Below are 16,815 nucleotides of genomic sequence, written 5' to 3'. Positions count from 1 at the left end.
CGAGCCGCTGCCCGACCACCTCCAACCCGAGCTCGTCAAGACGGGCGAACGTCGTCAGATCAGGCGTGGAGAAGGTAGCGTCAGGCACGTCGAGGTCTTCCAGATGGCGAGCGTCAGAACTTCCATCTTCGGGAGACCTCGACGTCTATCCCCGGACCGACGCGCCGTCAGCCTCTACACCCTCGATTGTGAAGAGCCTGTAAACGCGCGCCCAGCACCCCTGCGGTTAGAGGCCGATGGCGGTGCCGGCAAGCAGCGGTTCGATGACGTCGCCGTACTCGCGCGCCCAGGCGGTGACGTGCGGAGCGTCGGCGAGGGGCGCGGGCAGCGGATCGGTGCGCCCCAACCGCACCAGGGCGTCCCACGGAATCTCCTCGCCGCCGATGGCGGCCACCGGCGGCCGACCGGTCAGGCTCGCCGGTCCCGGCGCGGCGCAGTCGAGTTGGCGTCGCAGCGCAGCGAGCACCGCGATGACCCGATACCGGCCGTCGGCCTCGATCCGCAGGCCGTCACCCTCTGCGAGACCCAGCAGCCGCCACGCACCGGCGATGACCGCCGACTCGTGCAGCAGGTGCGCGACGCTGAGTTCACCCGCGTCGTCGACCAGCGCGATGTCGTCGGCACGCCCGGCGATCACCTGCGCGTCCAGGGCGCGGAACGCCAGGCTCGACGGACGAGCCATCAGACGCCCCGGAAGACCGGCGGGCGCTTGTCCAGGCGCGCCTGTGCGGCCTCGCGGACGTCCTCGGAAGCCCAGACCGACCGGAAACTCTCCTCGATGGCCGCATCATCGGCCCGTGAGGAGTTCAACACGAGCTTGTTGTGTGCGAGCGCCAGCGGGGCCAGCACGGCGATCTCGCCTGCCCAGGCCAGGGCATCGGCGAGAGTCCCGGCGCGGTCAACCAGCCCGCAGGCCAGCGCCTCGTCGCGGTCAAGGGTGTCGGCGGCGAGCATCAGGCGGCGCGCCGGACCCATGCCGGCAAGTTTGCCGAGCGTGCGGATGGTCCAAGCGTCGACGGCCATGCCGTTCTTGGCCGTCGGCACCGCGAAACGTGCAGTCTCGTCAGCGACCCGCAGATCACAGGCCATCGCGAGTTGGGTGCCAGCACCGATAGCCGGGCCGTTGACTGCGGCGATAACCGGTACCGGCACCTGCGTCAGCCGGTGGAGCATCCCGTACAGGGCTTCCAGGAACTCCTCGCCGTAGACGCCGCCCAGGTCGGCTCCCGCGCAGAAAGCGGTGCCCTCACCGGTGATGACGACGACCCGCGACCCGGCCTCGACCGCCTCGTCGACCGCCGCGTGCAGGGCACGGCACAGGTCGATGTTCAGCGCGTTGCGCCGATCCGGGCGGGTCAGGGTCAACACGGCGACGTCACCGTCGCGGCGGGCATCGAGAACCGACATGCCCCCACGCTATCGGTCGGCGAGATGCACTCAGACGAGGAGGAGCGAGAGCGTGGGTCGCCGCTGTCACGCTGACCACCCGGTGGACGGCGGTTAGCGGCCTTTTCTATCGCCTTACCGACAGGTAAGATTTTGGCATGTCAATCGCCACCGTCACCTCCAAGGGTCAGGTCACCATCCCGAAAGACGTGCGTGACGAGTTGGGCCTGGAACCGGGCGCGCACCTGTCGTTCACGCCCACCGAGAACGGTGCTTTCATCGTCAGGCGGGCCTCCCGGTCCGTGCGGCGGCTGCGCGGCGCCATCGCCTACGACGGCCCGCCGGTCACCGTCGAGCAGATGAACGACTCCATCGCCGAAGCCGCTGCCGAATCCCAGCGATGATCGCTCTCGACACCAACGTCGTCGTCCGATATCTGGTGCGAGACGACCCCGACCAGGCCTCGCGCGCTGATGCCGTGATGGACTCGCTGACCCCTTCCTCGCCCGGCTTCGTGTCATCGATCGTCTTGGCAGAGTTGTTCTGGGTGCTGACCCGCTCTTATCGCGTCGCTCCCCGTGAGGCCGCCGGGCATCTGGCCGAGTTCGTCGGATCAGACGACATCGTGACGGAGAACCCGGCTGCCGTCCGGTTCGCCATCGCGGCGGTGAAGGACGGCGCGGACTTCGCCGACGCACTCGTCGCCGAGGCCGCCCGAAGCGCCGGGGCGCACGAGACGGTGACCTTCGACAAGAGAGCGTCGGCCAAGCTCGGTTTCAGGCTGTTGTGAGGCCGCCGGCTCAGACGAGGCTCTCGGTGCGGGCGAGGTCGGTGACGAGGTGCGGGTTGCCACTGTCGGCCATGCGCCGGGCCAGCTCGCGGGAGCGCTCCAGCGACCCTTCCGGCGAGTCGCCGGCGACCCAGTCCAGCTCGTCCTGAGTGATGCCGACCAGCTGCAGGAAGTCGACCCGGCCGTGGACCGTATCGATGCCGCCGACCTCGGTGTCCGGCACGATCAGGTAGCTGGTCAGACGGGTGTCGCTGCCGATCCGCAAGGGGTTGCCCTGCCCGCTGATGAACTGGAACGGCTCGAACCAGCGTTTGGAGGTGTAGGTGTAGCGGGCGAGATTGCCGAGCGAACTGACGGCCCACTGGCAGTCGTCGGGATCGTCGGAGCGGACCTTCATGGTCATCTCATAACCCCAGCCGCTGAATTCGCCGCCGAAGGACTCCTCGTCGACGTAGAGCGTGGACATGCCGTAGGTCAGGAGGTGCTGATACCCGTTCGGACTCGGGTAGAGGCTGCATCCGTCGAGGTGCTCCGGGCCGCCGAACATGGCTCGCGCGGGCAGGAGCGTCGCCAGATGCGGCGGGTTGACGCCGGTGTACAGGCTCGCGAAGGCCTCGTCGACGGCGGCCCAGCCGGGCGACCAGTCGTCCTCGGCGGCAGCGCGTGCGAGGTACTCGTCCTTGGTCATCATGCGTGCGACGCTAGCCGACCTTGTCGATCCAGCGGACCAGCAGACCGTCGCGGAGTTCGTGGAATGCCGGCGGACCGGGAACCGGGTCGCGGCGAAGCCGTTCGATGACCGCCTCGGGGCCGCGCAGGTCCTCCTCGACCGCGGTGGTCCAGCGGATATCCGGCGCCAGCGCGGCTTGCAGCCGATCCCAGTCGCGCCGCTCGATCAGGCTGAGGATATTGCCGACCGCCGGCACCTGTTCGGCCATGACCCGACGATACGCTGCACGCATGACCTGGCCGGCGCTGCACGTCTCGCAGTCCATCGAGGCCGTCCCGCAAGAGGTCATCGCCTTCGCCGCCGACCCGCGCAACCTGCCCTCTTGGGCGGCTGGACTCAGCACCGGCATCCGTCACGAAGAGGGCCGGTGGTTCGCCGACTCCCCGATGGGACGGGTCCAGATCACCTTCACCGGCGATACTGCGGCCGGCGTGCTGGACCACGATGTGACGCTCCCGGACGGCACCGTCGTCCACAATCCACTGCGAGTGTTGCGCAACGATGCGGGCAGCGAGGTCGCCTTCACCCTCTACCGGCGGCCGGGCATGACCGAAGACATGCTGTTTTCCGATGCCCAGATGGTCCGCGACGACCTCGCCCGGCTCCGCACCCTCATCGAAGCCAGGCACCCATGACCGAGGACCCGGCAGTCGCCCTGCGCCGACCATGTACGAGGCTACGGACTCAACCGCTTCGATGCCGTGGCAGCGCTCCAGACTCTCGGCGGCACGTTTCCGGGTCTTGGAACGCGCGCCAATAGACCCGCTGGCTGAGGTGCGAGCGAGGAACGAGCGAGCCGGGTCCTGAGGTGCGAGGAACTTGCGACGAGCCTCGAAGGGCGAAGCCGGCAGTGGTGGGTCATTTCGAGGTGTGCTGCGCTCGCTCCTCAATGACCGGAATGCCGCCTATCCGCGCTACGGTCACTGTCATTTCACCGGCCCTGCAGCGCCGAGTAGACGCCCAGGACGTTGCCTTCGGGGTCGGTGAACAGCCCCATCGAGAGGCTGGGCCACCGCCCCTCCGACCTCGGCGGTGCGGCATCGACGTCCTCGACGGAGATATTGACGACCGGTGCCGCATCGTGAGGGCCGGTGCGGCGGAGGAAACGATCACCTGACGACCTCAATGACCGCATCGGCGACCTCGGCGAGCATCTCGGCCGTGATCGCTGTGCCGAAGGTGAAGCGGACGGCCGTCTGGGCAACCTCGCGGTCGAGGCCCATCGCCGTCAGAACATGGCTGGGTTCGTCGCTGCCTGCGTGGCAGGCCGAGCCGCTGGAGACCACGACACCGCGACGCTCCAGGTCGAGCAGGATCGATTCGCCCGAACGTCCGGGGAAGACGAAGGAGGCGTTGCCGGGGAGCCGGTTGACCGGATCGCCGGTGAGGCGGGCCTCCCGAACCCCCGCGAGCACCCGCTCAATGAACTCGTCGCGCAGCACGGCCACTGCGGCCGCGTCGGGACGCTCAGCCCGTACGGCCGCCGCCAAGCCGACGGCTGCGGCGACGTTCTCGGTACCGGAGCGGCGCTCCCCCTCCTGCCCTCCCCCGTGCAAAAGCGGCTCTGCCGGAGTGCGACGGGCGAGGAAGAGCGCGCCGACCCCCTTAGGGGCGCCGAGCTTGTGGCCCGACAGGCTCAGCGCCTGCACGCCGAGCCGGGTCACGTCAAGGTCGAGCCAGCCGGCCGACTGCACGGCATCGGTGTGGAACGGTACTCCCCGCTCGGCCGCGACCGCAGCGAGCGCCGGGATGTCCTGCACCGTGCCGACCTCGTTGTTGGCGTGCTGGATGCTGACCAGCGCGGTGTCGTCGCGCAAGACCGCCGCCAAAGCCTCGGGTGACACCCGGCCGGCCTCGTCGACCCCCAGTTCGGTGACCTCGAAGCCCTGTCGCGCGAGCCAGGCGGCCGATTCGAGCACCGCCGGGTGTTCGACGGCGCTCACGACCACATGATTGCCGCGCGTCGAGGCCAGCGCGATGCCTTTGACTGCGGCGTTGTCGGACTCGGTGCCGCCGGAGGTGAAGGTGATCTCACCGGGCCTGGCCCCGAGGAAGTCGGCCACCGCGCGACGCGCCTCCTCCAGCGCCCGCCGCGCCAGCTCCCCCACCTCGTGACGGCTCGACGGATTGCCGAAGGTGCCGGTCAGGTACGGCCACATGGCCTCCAGCACGTCCCGCCGCACCGGCGTCGTCGCGGCTTCATCGAGGTAGATGGTCATGTGTGCTCCTCTGTCTCGACCTTTCGAGGCTCGTCGTTCCTCCTCGCACCTCAGGGGTCGACCATTTCGGTCCCTGAGGTGCGACGAAGCAGCCTCGAAGGGACCAAACGTTCACAAGATCCGCACATCCAACCCGATGTCGAGGGCGCGGACGCTGTGGGTCAGTGCGCCGACACTGATGACGTCGACGCCGGTCTCGGCAATGGCGGCCACCGTGTCGAGGGTGACGCCGCCGCTGGCCTCGACGATGGCCCGGTCGCCGACGAGCGCGACCCCCTCACGCAACTCCTCGACCGAGAAGTTGTCGAGCATGATCGTGTCGACACCCCCGGCGAGAACCGGCTCGATCTGCTCGATCCGGTCGACCTCGACCTCCAGGTGCATCGTGTGCGGGATCTGCTCACGCGCCGCGCGGATGGCCGCAGTGATGTCGCCCGTCAGCGCGAGGTGGTTGTCCTTGGCCATGACGGCCTCCGACAGCGAGTAGCGGTGGTTGTGACCCCCGCCACAGCGCACCGCGTGACGCTCCAGCGCGCGCAGCCCCGGCGTGGTCTTGCGCGTGTCGACCACGCGAGCCGGGGTATGTGCGACCGCCCGCACGAACTGCGCCGTCATGGCCGCGATGCCACACATGCGCTGGATCAGGTTGAGCGCGATGCGTTCGCCACGCAGGATCGAGCGGGCCGGCCCGCTCAGCGTCCCCAGCACGTCTCCGGGACCGAAGGAGTCGCCATCGGCGACCCGCCACGCCACGGTGACCTCCGGGTCGACCTCCTCGAAGACGACCTCGACCACGTCGACCCCGGCCATGACGCCCGGCCCGCGCGCCACGAAGTCGGCCGCAGCCCGCGCCTCGGCCGGGATGAACACCTGGGAGGTGACATCGCCCGCCGGAGCGTCCTCGACCAGGGCGAGCCGCACGACCGGGCGGATCTGATCGCGCTCAAGCACGGGCCATCACCACGGTGCTGTGCACGGCCTGCGCGCTGTCGGTGTCGGGGAAGTCGCTGCGATAGTGGCCGCCGCGCGACTCGCGCCGGGCGAGGGCGCTGGCGATGACGGCCTGCGCGACGACGAACAGGTTGGCGTCCTCGACGGACTTCACATCACTCACCACGGGCACGGCGGCCCGCAGAAGGGTCTCACTCGCCTCGCGCAGCGCCGCGCCGGTGCGCACCAGACCCGCAGCGTCCCACATGATCTGCTGCAGATCGGCGCGGCTGACGGCCAACCCCCGCGCGTCGGCGGGCAGCACGACCGGCTCGGCCCATTCGCTGTCGAAGCCCTCCGAGGCACCCGCAGCACCGAGGGCGGCATCAACCACGCGGCGGCCGTAGACCGCTCCCTCCAGCAGGGAGTTCGAGGCGAGCCGGTTGGCACCGTGCAAGCCGTTGCAGGCCACCTCGCCGATGGCGAACAACCCGGTCAGCGAGGTGCGCCCCCACAGGTCGGTGCGGATACCGCCCATGAAGTAGTGCGCGGCCGGAGACACCGGGATCGGCGTCGTACCCCAGTCGAAGCCGTGGCTGCGCACCACCGCGTCGATGGTCGGGAAGCGCTTCGCCAGGAACTGTCCGCCGAGCGCGGTGGCGTCGAGCCGCACCGGCACGCCGCCCTGCTTGGCCATCTGCGCGGCGCAACCACGGGCCACGACATCGCGCGGTGCCAGTTCGGCGTCGGGGTGGACGTCGGTCATAAACCGCCGGCCGTCGGCGTCGATGAGCACCGCGCCCTCACCGCGCACGGCCTCGGAGACCAGCGGGCTGCCCGGCACGGCCAGCGACGTCGGATGGAACTGGTAGAACTCCAGGTCTGCGGCGAAGGCACCGGCCCGCAGCGCCATCGCCAGGCCGTCGCCGGTGGCCACGGCGGGGTTGGTGGTGTAGGGGTACAACTGCCCGGCACCGCCGGTGGCCAGCACGACCGCGTCGGCGTCGATGCGCCTGCCGTCGAGCAGGGTGACACCGACGACACGGCCGTGCTCGACCACGAGATCGGCGACCGTGGCGTTCTCCCGCACGGCGACACCGGAGTCGCGCAGGCGGCCGATGAGCGCGGCGGCGATGGCCGCGCCGGTCGCGTCGCCTCCGGCGTGCAGGATGCGCTGGTGGGAGTGGGCGGCCTCCAGCCCGCGCGCCAGTTCGCCGTCGTGGACGTCGAACAGCACGCCGCGGTCGATCAGGTGCTGCACCGCCTCCGGCCCCTCGGCGCACAGCACCCGTGCGGCCTCGTCCTCGGACAGGCCGGCACCGGCGACCAGCGTGTCGGCGACGTGCGAGGCGACGGTGTCGTCGGCGGAGGTGACGACGGCGACACCGCCCTGGGCGTACCAGGTGTTCGACTGGTCGAGCGTCGACTTCGTGACCAGGGTCACCGAGACGCCGTCGCGGCCGTCGGCGTCGAGGGCTGCGGTCAGCCCGGCGACGCCGCTGCCGATCACGAGGATGTGGGTCATGTTCTTGGTCCCTAACGTGGGCAGGGTTACTTGGGCAGGGCCGCGAGCATGCGCTCGAGGGCGATCTTGGCGTTGGCGGCCACCTCGTCGTCGACGACGATCTCGTTGCGGATCTCGCCCTCGACGAGGCCTTCGAGCGTCCAGGCGAGGTAGCCGGGATGGATGCGGTACATCGTCGAGCAGGGGCAGATGACCGGGTCGAGGCAGAAGATCGTGCGGTCGGGAAACTCGGCGGCGAGCCGGTTGACCATGTTGATCTCGGTGCCGATGGCGATGACGTCGCCCGGCTCGCTCGCGATCACGAACTTGCGGATCGCGTCGGTCGAGCCGGAGGCGTCGGCAGCGTCGACCACCGGCATGGGACTCTCCGGGTGGACGATCACCTTGCAGCCGGGGAACTGTGCCCGCGCCTGCTCGATCTGCGCGACGGTGAACCGCTTGTGCACCGAGCAGAAGCCGGGCCACAGCAACACCTTCGCGTCGAGCAACTCGTGGCGTTCCACGCCGAGGCCGGGCTTGCGGGCGTTCACCATCGGCATGCGCTCCAGCGGCACGCCCATCGCCTTGGCGGTGTTGCGTCCGAGGTGCTGGTCGGGGAAGAACAGCACCCGGCGGCCCCGCTCGAAGGCCCACTCCAGCACCGTCGCGGCGTTGGACGACGTGCAGACGATGCCGCCGTTGCGACCGCAGAACGCCTTGAGCGCGGCCGAGGAGTTCATGTAGGTGACCGGGATGACCGAGGCCAGCTCGGAGTCGTCCTCGCCGGCGTACAGCTCCATCAACTCGGCCCAGGCCGACTCGACCGAATCCTCGTCGGCCATGTCGGCCATCGAGCAGCCCGCAGCCAGGTTCGGCAGGATCACGTGCTGCTCGGGGCGCGCGAGGATGTCGGCGGTCTCGGCCATGAAGTGCACGCCGCAGAACACGATGGTCTCGGCGTCGGGCTTGGTCAGCGCGGCGTTGGCGAGCTGGAAGGAATCGCCCACGAAGTCGGCGTACTGCACGACCTCGTCGCGCTGATAGAAGTGGCCGAGGATGACGAGCTTGTCACCCAGGGTCTCCTTGGCGGCGCGGATGCGGGCGTGCAGCTCGTCCTCGCTCATGCGCTGGTAGGCAACCGGCAGCTGGCCGGGGCGCACCACGGGATCGGGGATGAGGTCGTGCTCGGAGGCACCGGGGCCGTAGCCGGGACTCAGGTCGAAGGCCCAGGGACCCTTCGCCAGGTCGGCGTCGCAGGTGGCGCCGGGGGCGGTGGTGATGAGTTCGTTGACAGAGATGGTCATCGGGACTCCTCCTTGGCGAAGGTCAACGGCGATGGGGAGGCAGGGGCAGGGAAACGGTAGAGGGCCGGGGGCCGGTGGTTGCGACCGGACAGGCATCGACCGGTCGGCTCGAGGTGGCGCAGCGCCTGCCGGCGGAAGTTGGCCGGGTCGAGGCGACGCCCGAGCACGGCCTCGTACACCTCGCGCAGCTGGGCGAGGGTGAACTCCTCGGGCAGGAACCGGTAGGCGATCGGTGAGTAGGTGATCTTGGCACGCAGCCGGGTCAGCGCGTACTCGATGATCTCGTTGTGGTCGAAGGCGAGGGCCGGAACCTCGTCGGCGACGAACCACTCCACGTTGTCGCCGACGACGCCGTGGGCGTCCTCCTCGGCGCGCACGAGCGCCCAGTAGACGATGGAGACGACGCGGTCGGGCGAGCGGTCGATCCGGCCGAAGGCGTACAGCTGCTCCAGGTAGCGCGGGGCGAAGCCGGTGGTGCGTTCGAGCGTGTGCCGCGCGGAGGCGGCCAGGTCTTCGTCGGGACGCAGCGGCCCTCCCGGGAGCGCCCAGCGGCCCAGGTGCGGTTCGCGGATGCGGCGCACGAGCGGCAGCCAGATCGTCGGTTCCCCGGTCACGGGGTGGGGGCGCAGCGCGAAGATCACCGTGGAGACCGCGAGCGAGACGCGCTCGTCCTCGACGGCAGTCGGCGTTACGCGGTCGGCGGGTGCCTCGGCGTGGATCGTCATGCTTCACCTCCTTTGGGTAGGTCTGACTCTAACTCCCCCTTAGAGTCAGGTCAACCTTTAGGGAGGCGCCAATCGGCGCGCCGATTGTCCCTCGCAAGCCGTTCCCTGCCGAATCCGTGAAACGGCCACGGAAGCGTCGCATTCACGCTAGGCTCCCGAGCGTCGTCGTTTCGCCCAAGGGAGACCTCCCCGTGCGCAAGCCTTGCCTCCAACGGATCGTGAGTACGCTCCTCACTCTGGCCTCGGTGGCGGTCCTGGCGTTCGCCTTCTCCCTGGGATTCATCTCTCCCCCCCCCCGCCGGAGCCGCAGGCAGGTGAGCGCTTGTCCCTGCCCGATCCCGAGGATCTGAGCCACGACCACGACGACCTGCGCCGGCTTCCGCTGCTCATCGAGAACGGCCCGGTCGAGACGTCCTTCCCCGGCGGCAAAGGCCTGACCAACTTCGCCCAGGTACGCGCCGTCGCCGAGCAGCTCGGCGACCAGATCGGCATCGGCGACCAGATCCGCGGCCTATGGCCGGTGTTGGACGGAGTGCACGCTTCGGGAAACCTCACCTCCAGTTCTACGACCATCGAGTCGACGTTCGCCTTCCTCACCGCGTCGCTCACCCCCGAGATGGTCAGTCAGCACGAGTCGACACTGATCGAGCTGGCCGGACTCTTCGCCCTCGCCTCGGCCGTCGTGCCGCCAGATGCCACGACCCCGTCGCGCGTTGTCGGTGAGGTGTCCGGGCTACTGATGGACCAAGCCAACGCCCTTCAGCCGAGTTGCGACCTGGAGCTGTCGCGCTGGTGGTTCACCCAGCTTCAAACAGCCTCCTGGCGTGACTACAACACCGGCGAGTCGATCATCGCCACAAGCCATACCGACACGACGAACCCGAAAGACCCGATGGACTACCTGCCGTCGGCCTGCGACGACGAGCCGACAGCCCGCTGGCTCGCCGGGCAGCTGGTGCTCGACACGTACGCGGCCGACTACAACTCCATCGACGAGTTCAGCTTCTACGAGCCGCTGGAGGTCGCCGCCTCGCAGACCCCCTTCTCCACCTGGTTGGAGGAGGAGCCGCTGTCGCTGCTGGCCCATCTGGGCTACGCCGACGAACTCCTCACCCAGGCCGAGATCGCGCACCGCGAGGGCCTCGCCCCTTTCACTGTGCGCGCCAACGCCGAACAGGCACTGGCGCACTACGAACTCGTGCTCGACGCCGATCCCGATGTCGCCGCGGCACGCCTGGGACAGGCCCGCTCCCTCCTCGTCCTCGGCGAGGCCGCGGAAGCACGAGAGATCGCCGACGACCTTCGTGACGATCTTCCCGATTCACCGGCCGTCAACCAGTGGGCGGCGGTCGCACGGGAGCGCGACGGCGACTACGCCTGGGCCGCCGAAGCATTCACCGCCGCCCAGAAGCCGGCCGTGAGCCTGACACTCGTCCCAAGCATCAGAGCCGTGGGCGACGGTGCCTGCATGAACCCGGAGTCGTCGACCCCCGGCTACCTCGGTGCCGAGGAGGCGCTGGCCTCCTCCATCGGCTACCGCGAAGGTGGCTGCGGCGGCGGCTTCGTGACCTCGAGTGCCCTCATCCCGCTCCACCGGTATCCGGCCATCAGAACGCTGCCGGCGTTCACCGACCTCGGCCAGCGGCGCGCCGCATTCGTGGAGGACGCCCTGCGGGCCATCGAAGACGGCGATGACCGCGACCTCTCCTTCGAGGACTGGTCGAGCCAGGAGCAAGAGACCGATTCGTGGAACACTCAATCCGTCCTCGACTATGCCGACGACGAAGACGCCTGGACCGCCTCGGTACAAGACCTCCTGCGCTACGAGGGCGAGTGGGCCGCCGCCGAGGATTTCCTCATCGAACACCGCACCCCCGGAAACGCGACCATGGTCTCGGCTCTGCTGGGCGAGGTGCAGTTCATCCAAGGCGAGTACGAACAGGCCGCCGCGAGCTTCCGCGACAGCCTCGACCACGGCGGCTGGAACCCGACCATCGACGCCGCATCGGAGGAGGAACCCAGTCTCACCGACCGGGTCACCGTGCAGTGGGCACTGAGTCAGGAGCGTGCCGGAGACCTCGACGGCGCCCGCGCGCACTACCGGCGTGTGGCCGACTCTTTCGACGGCATCGACGAGGAATCACTCGCCAGCGAACTCGAGCAGATCGCCTCCGGCGACGCCGGTACGGACACCTTCGTCTACCGGGCTGCGGCAGCCGGGGCCGCGGCGACGTACACCGCCGAGAACGACCATGCCGCAGCACTGCCCTATCTGGAGAAGGCCGTCGCGTGGTCGCTGCCCTGCAACGACGAGGGCATCGCTTCTGACGGGTCAGCCCACAACAACCTGGCCGTCAGCCTACTTGCACTCGGGGAGAATCCCGAACTCGCCGTCGAGATGGCCGAGACCGCGCGGGCCTGCGACCCCCTCAGCCCCATCTACACCGACACCCTGGCCCAGGCCTACGAGCTGGCCGACGAGACCGGACAGGCCGAAGACCTGTACACCGAAGTCACCGAGATGGACGCCTCCTCTTACCAGTCGCAGAACAACCTGGGCGTCATCGCCTCGCGGGCGGGCCACGACGCAGCGGCCGTCGACGCCTTCGCCGCCGCCCTGCAGGCCAAGCCCGACTACGCGCTGGCCTGGTGGAATCTCGGCGTCCACACCGCAGACCAAGGCGGCCTGGGCAACTTCATCCGGTCCCAGGGCTACCTCGCCCACGCCGTGCGCCTGGACCACTCCTACCGCGGGGCTGATCCCGAACTGACCTCGGACCTGTCCTCGGTCGACACCGGGCTGGACGTCTCGCGCGCCCTGGACCGCGACTGGACCTTCTCCGATACTGCCTCGGTGCCCAGCCGGGGCATGAGTTGGATCCTCGTCGCCATGGCGATGCTCAGCCTGAGCGTGACCGTGGGTAAGGAGTTCGTCCTGGAACGTCTCGCCGTCCGCGCGATGAATCCCGACCGCCCCGATGCCCTGCGGAAGTCCTCGTGGTGGTCTCACCTCCACCGGTTCACCGGCCTGCGCATCGCGCTCGGCGTCACTGCGGCCTTCGTCGCCTGGACGGTGCTGCGCGAGACCGGCGGCTCCTGGTTCAGTGTGCTCACCTGTGCCGCCGTCGGCGCGTCGCTCGCCTGGCTGTTCAGCACCGCGGCTCGCCCGCGGCCCGTGACCGACCTGCCGCCGCGCAAGGGATACGTTCCCAGCATCGCGGTCGGCGGCGCGGGCATGCTGTTCGGCTACGGCTTCGTCCCGGTGCCGACCTGTGACGACGAGCAGGCCGGCTGGCGGGACCGCTGGCTCGGCACGCTCATCACCGCGGTCGTCACCGCCGTCGCCCTGGTCCTGGCGCTCTGGCAGGGCACCCCCTTCGTGCGCTCCCTCGGCTTGACTGCGCTCGCCATGGTCACGGTGTCGCTGCTGCCGATCAAGCCGTTCGACGGCGTCCACCTGAAGAGCGGCAAGATCGCCGCGGCCATCTCGCTGGTCATGCTCGCCGTCACCCTGGCAGTCGCCCTCGGAGTCGTGTAAGTGGTTCCGCCAGTAGGCCCCGCTCGGTCCCTGAGGTGCGAGCGCAGCACACCTCGAAGGGACCCGCCATTGCAGGCTTCGAGGCTCGCTCGTTCCTCGCTCGCACCTCAGCCAGCGGGACCTGTAGCAGCCGGTCACGGTCCCTGCCAGCGGGCCTATCGGCGTCTCCTCGACGACGTTCCGGGCGGCGCGACGGCGGTGATACCGAGATAGTGAGCCACGGCCAGTTCCGCTACTGGAAGTCGCGGCTGCGGTGGCGGGCCGTCAGGGCACCCGCGCCGGCCTGGGCGGCCGCCGGGTAGCGAGACTCGATGCGGTCGACGCACTCGGCCACGAGGTTGACCACCCGGTCATCGGTGACCTCCACCCGGCCGAAGATCACCACCCCGGCGGCATTGCGGAAGACGCGGCGATATCGCTGCCACACGGTGCCGAACACCACCACGTTGAGCATGCCCGTCTCGTCTTCCAGATTGAGGAAAGTAACGCCGCTGGCCGTTCCAGGCCGCTGGCGGTGGGTGATGAGCCCGGCCACCCACGCCCGGCTGCCCGACTCCGCCGCCATCGCCTCGGCCACCGAGCAGACCCCTGCAGCGCGCAACACCTCCCGCACATGCTCCATCGGATGCCGCTGCGGCGTGATGCGCGTAGCCCACTGGTCGGCTAGCGTCTCCTCGACCTCGGTGAGGCCGGGCAGGCACGGTGCCGCCGCACTCACCGCCGTACCCGGCAGCATGTCGGCCGCATCGGTGAAACCGGCGTTCCACAGCGCCTGCCTGCGGCTCAGCCCGAAACCGTCGAAGGCCCCCGCCGTCGCCAGCGCCTCCATCTGCGCCGGCGTCAGCCCCGTCCGGCACGCCACGTCGGCCATGTCGGCGAAAGGACGCTCCTCGCGCGCGGCCACGATGCGCCGCGCCGCCTCCAGGCCGATGCCCCGCACGCTGTCGAAGCCCAGCCGCACCGCGAAACGGCCGTCACGGCGATGCGTCAGCGTCGGGTCGGGGCCGTCGGGATCGAACCGGCCCGGCGCCGGCTGCGAACGGTCCAGGCACGACGCCAGCCCGGTCGGCTGCCGCCTGCCCCCGTCATCGAGCGGCTCCAGATCGGCCTGAGCCTGCGAGAGCGCGATATCGGGGCGTCGCGTCTGCACGCCGTGACGTCGCGCATCGGCCACCAGCGAGGCCGGCGAATAAAAGCCCATCGGCTGATTGCGCAGCAACGAGGCAAGGAAGGCCGCCGGATAGTGCAGCTTGAGCCAACTACTCGCATAGACCAGCAGCGCGAAACTCAGGGCGTGGCTCTCGGCGAACCCGAAGTCCGCGAAGGACTCGATGGTCACGTAGATCGCCTCGGCCTCCTCGGGCGTCAACCCCTTGGCGAGCATCCCGTCGAGGAGCTTGCGGCGCAGCCGGCCGATCCGCTCGATGCCTCGCTTGGACCCCATCGCCCGGCGCAGCAGGTCGGCCTCGTCGCCTGTACAGTCACCGAGCACCACCGCCATCTGCATGAGCTGCTCCTGGAACAGCGGCACACCCTTGGTCCGCCGGAGCACGTCTTCCAACAACGGGTGGGCGTAGGTCACCGGCTCGGCCCCGGTGGCCCGGCGAATGTACGGATGCACCGCGCCGCCTTGGATCGGGCCGGGACGGATCAGCGCGATCTCGACCGCAAGGTCGTAGAAACTCCGCGGTGTGAGCCTGGGCAGCGTGCCGATCTGGGCGCGGCTCTCGACCTGGAAGACCCCGATGCTGTCGGCCCGGCAGAGCATGTCGAAGACGCCCGGCTCCTCCTGCGGGATCGTGGCCAGCTCCCACTCCTCCCCCAGGTGCTGCCCGACCAGAGCGAAACAGTGATCGAGCGCGCCGAGCATGCCCAGCCCCAGCAGATCGAACTTGACCAGGCCCATCCATTCGCAGGCGTCCTTGTCCCACTGCAGAACCGTGCGGCCGGGCATACGCGCCGACTCGATGGGGCACACCTGGCCGATGGGCCGCTCGGTCAGGATCATGCCGCCGGAGTGGATGCCGAGGTGGCGAGGGCGGCCGAGGAACTGCTCGGCGAGGGCGCGCACGGGGCCGGGCAGGTCTACCTCGTCACCGATGCCGGACCATCGTTCGATGCCCGCGCTGAAGGCGTCCTGCTGCCCGGGCGAGTAGCCGAGCGCCTTCGCGGCGTCACGGACCGCCGAACGCGGCCGGTAGGTGATGACGTTGGCGACCTGGGCGGCGTTGTGGCGACCGTAGGTGTCGTAGACCCACTGGATCATCTCCTCGCGGCGCGCCGAATCGAAGTCGACGTCGATGTCCGGCTCTTCCTCCCGTGTGGCGGCGATGAACCGCTCGAAGGGCAGGTCGTAGAAGATCGAGTCGATGGCCGTGATGCCCAGGGCGTAACAGAGGGCCGAGTTCGCCGACGAGCCGCGCCCCTGGCACAGGATGCCGCGCCGCCGAGCCTCGGTCACGATGGCGTGGACGATGAGGAAGTAGCCCTCGAACCCCTTCTCGGCGATGACCGCGAGTTCGCGGTCGATGCGTGCGCGGGCTGCGGCCTGCCGGTCGGGGGCGTACCGCGCGGCGATCCCCTTCTCGGCCAGCGCGCGCAGGTGGTCGTGATCGCTCACGCCCTCGGGGCTGACGACGGGCAGCCGCGGCGTGACCGCCCGCAGGCCGAAGGCCAGGTCGCGGGCCAGGCGCACCGATGTCTCTACCGCGCCCGGATATCGCGCGAAGCGCGCGGCCATCTCGGCCCCCGAACACAGGTGGGCCGTTCCCGACGGCGGCAGCCATCCGTCCATCTCGGCCAGGCTGCGTCGTGCGCGCACCGCCGCCATGACCGCGGCGAGCCGGCCCGACGCGGGGGTGGCGTGGTGCACGTTCTGAGTGGCGACCACGGGAACCCCCAGGTGCCGGGCCAACTCGGCGAGCACGTCGTTGCGGGCCGAGTCGTCGGGCCGTCCGTGATCGGTCAGCTCGACGACGACGTGCTCGCGGCCGAACCGCTCGATGAGTCCGGCCAGCTCGGCTTCGGCTGCTGCCGGCCCGGACGCCGCGAGCGCTTGGCGCACCGCACCCTTGCGGCAGCCGGTCAGGACGACCCAATGGTCGCGGCCGATCTCGGTGAGTTCGTCCAGCAGGTAGACCGGACGCCCTTTCTCCCCGCCGCGCAGATGCGCCTGAGTCATCGCCTCCGACAGCCGGTGGTAGCCCTCCGGCCCGCGCGCCAGGACAAGCAGGTGGGTGCCCTCGGGGTCGGCGATACCGTTCTGCGGGCGCGCCAGGTCCAAGGTCAGTTCCGCGCCGTACACCGTCGCCAGCCCGTGCTCCTGAGCGGCCTCGGCGAAGGCCGGTGCCCCGGCGAATCCGTCGTGATCGGTGATCGCCAGCGCTTCCAGCCCCAACCGCACCGCCTCGGCTACCAGGTCACCGGGATCGCTGGCACCGTCGAGGAAACTGAAACTGCTGTGACAGTGCAGTTCGGCATAGGGCACGGCGCTCGCCGGGCGCTCCACGGCCTCGCCGGGAACCGAACGCCGGGGGCGACGGGACCGCGGGGCCTCCAGCACCTCATCGGGGGCGAGCGGCCGGCCGCTGAGCCGGCGCTCCATCTCCCGCCAGGTCAGGTTCGAGTTGTTCCACCTCATGCGCACCCCGGTCCCTGAGGTGCGACGAGCGCAGCGAGGAGCCTCGAAG

Annotated in this window: 14 protein-coding genes; 4 read left to right on the top strand and 10 right to left on the bottom strand. The window is 69.7% G+C overall.

What is annotated here, in order from left to right; all coding sequences use genetic code 11:
* Positions 1-226: 226 nt before the first annotated feature.
* Positions 227-682 carry a hypothetical protein gene (locus tag QM597_RS02700; RefSeq protein ID WP_415003333.1) on the bottom strand — a complete coding sequence of 152 codons (456 nt, stop codon included), beginning with the start codon at positions 680-682 and terminating at the stop codon, positions 227-229.
* Positions 682-1,407, bottom strand: coding sequence for an enoyl-CoA hydratase (locus QM597_RS02695; protein WP_415003332.1), 726 nt, complete (start codon positions 1,405-1,407; stop codon positions 682-684). The genes QM597_RS02700 and QM597_RS02695 overlap by 1 nt, the downstream gene beginning before the upstream one ends.
* 137 nt (positions 1,408-1,544) lie before the next feature.
* On the opposite strand from QM597_RS02695, the gene QM597_RS02690 reads away from it, so the two are divergent.
* Together QM597_RS02690 and QM597_RS02685 are read left to right on the top strand one after the other, a co-directional pair.
* Positions 1,545-1,790 (top strand): AbrB/MazE/SpoVT family DNA-binding domain-containing protein, encoded by a 246-nt coding sequence (locus tag QM597_RS02690; RefSeq protein WP_415003331.1) that lies wholly within the window; start codon positions 1,545-1,547, stop codon positions 1,788-1,790.
* Positions 1,787-2,176 (top strand): PIN domain-containing protein, encoded by a 390-nt coding sequence (locus QM597_RS02685; RefSeq protein WP_415003330.1) that lies wholly within the window; start codon positions 1,787-1,789, stop codon positions 2,174-2,176. Before QM597_RS02690 ends, QM597_RS02685 begins: the two co-directional genes overlap by 4 nt.
* Positions 2,177-2,186: 10 nt before the next feature.
* Here QM597_RS02685 and QM597_RS02680 read toward each other — a convergent pair whose 3' ends face one another.
* Complete coding sequence (locus QM597_RS02680; protein WP_415003329.1) at positions 2,187-2,867, bottom strand: suppressor of fused domain protein; 681 nt, start codon at positions 2,865-2,867, stop codon at positions 2,187-2,189.
* Positions 2,868-2,877: 10 nt separating this feature from the next.
* Entirely contained in the window at positions 2,878-3,114 is a 237-nt protein-coding gene (locus tag QM597_RS02675; RefSeq protein ID WP_415003328.1) for a hypothetical protein, read from the bottom strand.
* Between the two features lie 22 nt (positions 3,115-3,136).
* Between QM597_RS02675 and QM597_RS02670 the strand changes: the two genes are divergently transcribed.
* A complete protein-coding gene (locus QM597_RS02670; RefSeq protein ID WP_415003327.1) occupies positions 3,137-3,541 on the top strand; it encodes an SRPBCC family protein in 405 nt (134 codons plus the stop codon).
* A 474-nt stretch (positions 3,542-4,015) separates the two neighbouring features.
* Here the strand turns inward: QM597_RS02670 and QM597_RS02665 are convergent, their stop codons facing one another.
* The 5 genes from QM597_RS02665 to QM597_RS02645 all read right to left on the bottom strand — a co-directional run bounded on the left by QM597_RS02665 (position 4,016) and on the right by QM597_RS02645 (position 9,588).
* Complete coding sequence (locus QM597_RS02665; RefSeq protein WP_415003326.1) at positions 4,016-5,125, bottom strand: cysteine desulfurase family protein; 1,110 nt, start codon at positions 5,123-5,125, stop codon at positions 4,016-4,018.
* A gap of 111 nt (positions 5,126-5,236) precedes the next feature.
* Positions 5,237-6,076 (bottom strand): carboxylating nicotinate-nucleotide diphosphorylase, encoded by an 840-nt coding sequence (gene nadC, locus QM597_RS02660; protein ID WP_415003325.1) that lies wholly within the window; start codon positions 6,074-6,076, stop codon positions 5,237-5,239.
* The gene (gene nadB, locus QM597_RS02655) at positions 6,069-7,580 is read right to left on the bottom strand and encodes an L-aspartate oxidase (protein WP_415003324.1); all 1,512 of its coding nucleotides are present in this window, start codon (positions 7,578-7,580) and stop codon (positions 6,069-6,071) included. Before nadB ends, nadC begins: the two co-directional genes overlap by 8 nt.
* A 26-nt stretch (positions 7,581-7,606) precedes the next feature.
* Positions 7,607-8,863, bottom strand: a complete 1,257-nt coding sequence (gene nadA / locus QM597_RS02650) for a quinolinate synthase NadA (RefSeq protein ID WP_415003323.1) — start codon at positions 8,861-8,863, stop codon at positions 7,607-7,609.
* A complete protein-coding gene (locus QM597_RS02645; protein ID WP_415003322.1) occupies positions 8,860-9,588 on the bottom strand; it encodes an NUDIX hydrolase in 729 nt (242 codons plus the stop codon). Before QM597_RS02645 ends, nadA begins: the two co-directional genes overlap by 4 nt.
* Positions 9,589-9,910: 322 nt before the next feature.
* Between QM597_RS02645 and QM597_RS02640 the strand changes: the two genes are divergently transcribed.
* The gene (locus QM597_RS02640) at positions 9,911-13,126 is read left to right on the top strand and encodes a tetratricopeptide repeat protein (protein ID WP_415003321.1); all 3,216 of its coding nucleotides are present in this window, start codon (positions 9,911-9,913) and stop codon (positions 13,124-13,126) included.
* A 232-nt stretch (positions 13,127-13,358) separates the two neighbouring features.
* Here QM597_RS02640 and QM597_RS02635 read toward each other — a convergent pair whose 3' ends face one another.
* Complete coding sequence (locus QM597_RS02635) at positions 13,359-16,766, bottom strand: error-prone DNA polymerase (RefSeq protein ID WP_415003320.1); 3,408 nt, start codon at positions 16,764-16,766, stop codon at positions 13,359-13,361.
* Positions 16,767-16,815 lie beyond the last annotated feature (49 nt).

Source organism: Aeromicrobium sp., from assembly GCF_047607065.1.
Classification (GTDB): domain Bacteria; phylum Actinomycetota; class Actinomycetes; order Propionibacteriales; family Nocardioidaceae; genus Aeromicrobium.
This window is presented reverse-complemented; position numbering and strand designations above follow the sequence as displayed.

Excerpts from the sequence above, each read along its gene's own strand:
- QM597_RS02635 (WP_415003320.1), bottom strand. The coding sequence starts at position 16,766 with ATGAGGTGGAACAACTCGAACCTGACCTGGCGGGAGATGGAGCGCCGG.
- QM597_RS02700 (WP_415003333.1), bottom strand. The coding sequence starts at position 682 with ATGGCTCGTCCGTCGAGCCTGGCGTTCCGCGCCCTGGACGCGCAGGTG.
- nadA (WP_415003323.1), bottom strand. The coding sequence starts at position 8,863 with ATGACCATCTCTGTCAACGAACTCATCACCACCGCCCCCGGCGCCACC.
- QM597_RS02685 (WP_415003330.1), top strand. The coding sequence starts at position 1,787 with ATGATCGCTCTCGACACCAACGTCGTCGTCCGATATCTGGTGCGAGAC.
- QM597_RS02670 (WP_415003327.1), top strand. The coding sequence starts at position 3,137 with ATGACCTGGCCGGCGCTGCACGTCTCGCAGTCCATCGAGGCCGTCCCG.
- QM597_RS02680 (WP_415003329.1), bottom strand. The coding sequence starts at position 2,867 with ATGATGACCAAGGACGAGTACCTCGCACGCGCTGCCGCCGAGGACGAC.
- QM597_RS02645 (WP_415003322.1), bottom strand. The coding sequence starts at position 9,588 with ATGACGATCCACGCCGAGGCACCCGCCGACCGCGTAACGCCGACTGCC.
- QM597_RS02690 (WP_415003331.1), top strand. The coding sequence starts at position 1,545 with ATGTCAATCGCCACCGTCACCTCCAAGGGTCAGGTCACCATCCCGAAA.
- QM597_RS02675 (WP_415003328.1), bottom strand. The coding sequence starts at position 3,114 with ATGGCCGAACAGGTGCCGGCGGTCGGCAATATCCTCAGCCTGATCGAG.
- nadB (WP_415003324.1), bottom strand. The coding sequence starts at position 7,580 with ATGACCCACATCCTCGTGATCGGCAGCGGCGTCGCCGGGCTGACCGCA.
- QM597_RS02665 (WP_415003326.1), bottom strand. The coding sequence starts at position 5,125 with ATGACCATCTACCTCGATGAAGCCGCGACGACGCCGGTGCGGCGGGAC.
- QM597_RS02695 (WP_415003332.1), bottom strand. The coding sequence starts at position 1,407 with ATGTCGGTTCTCGATGCCCGCCGCGACGGTGACGTCGCCGTGTTGACC.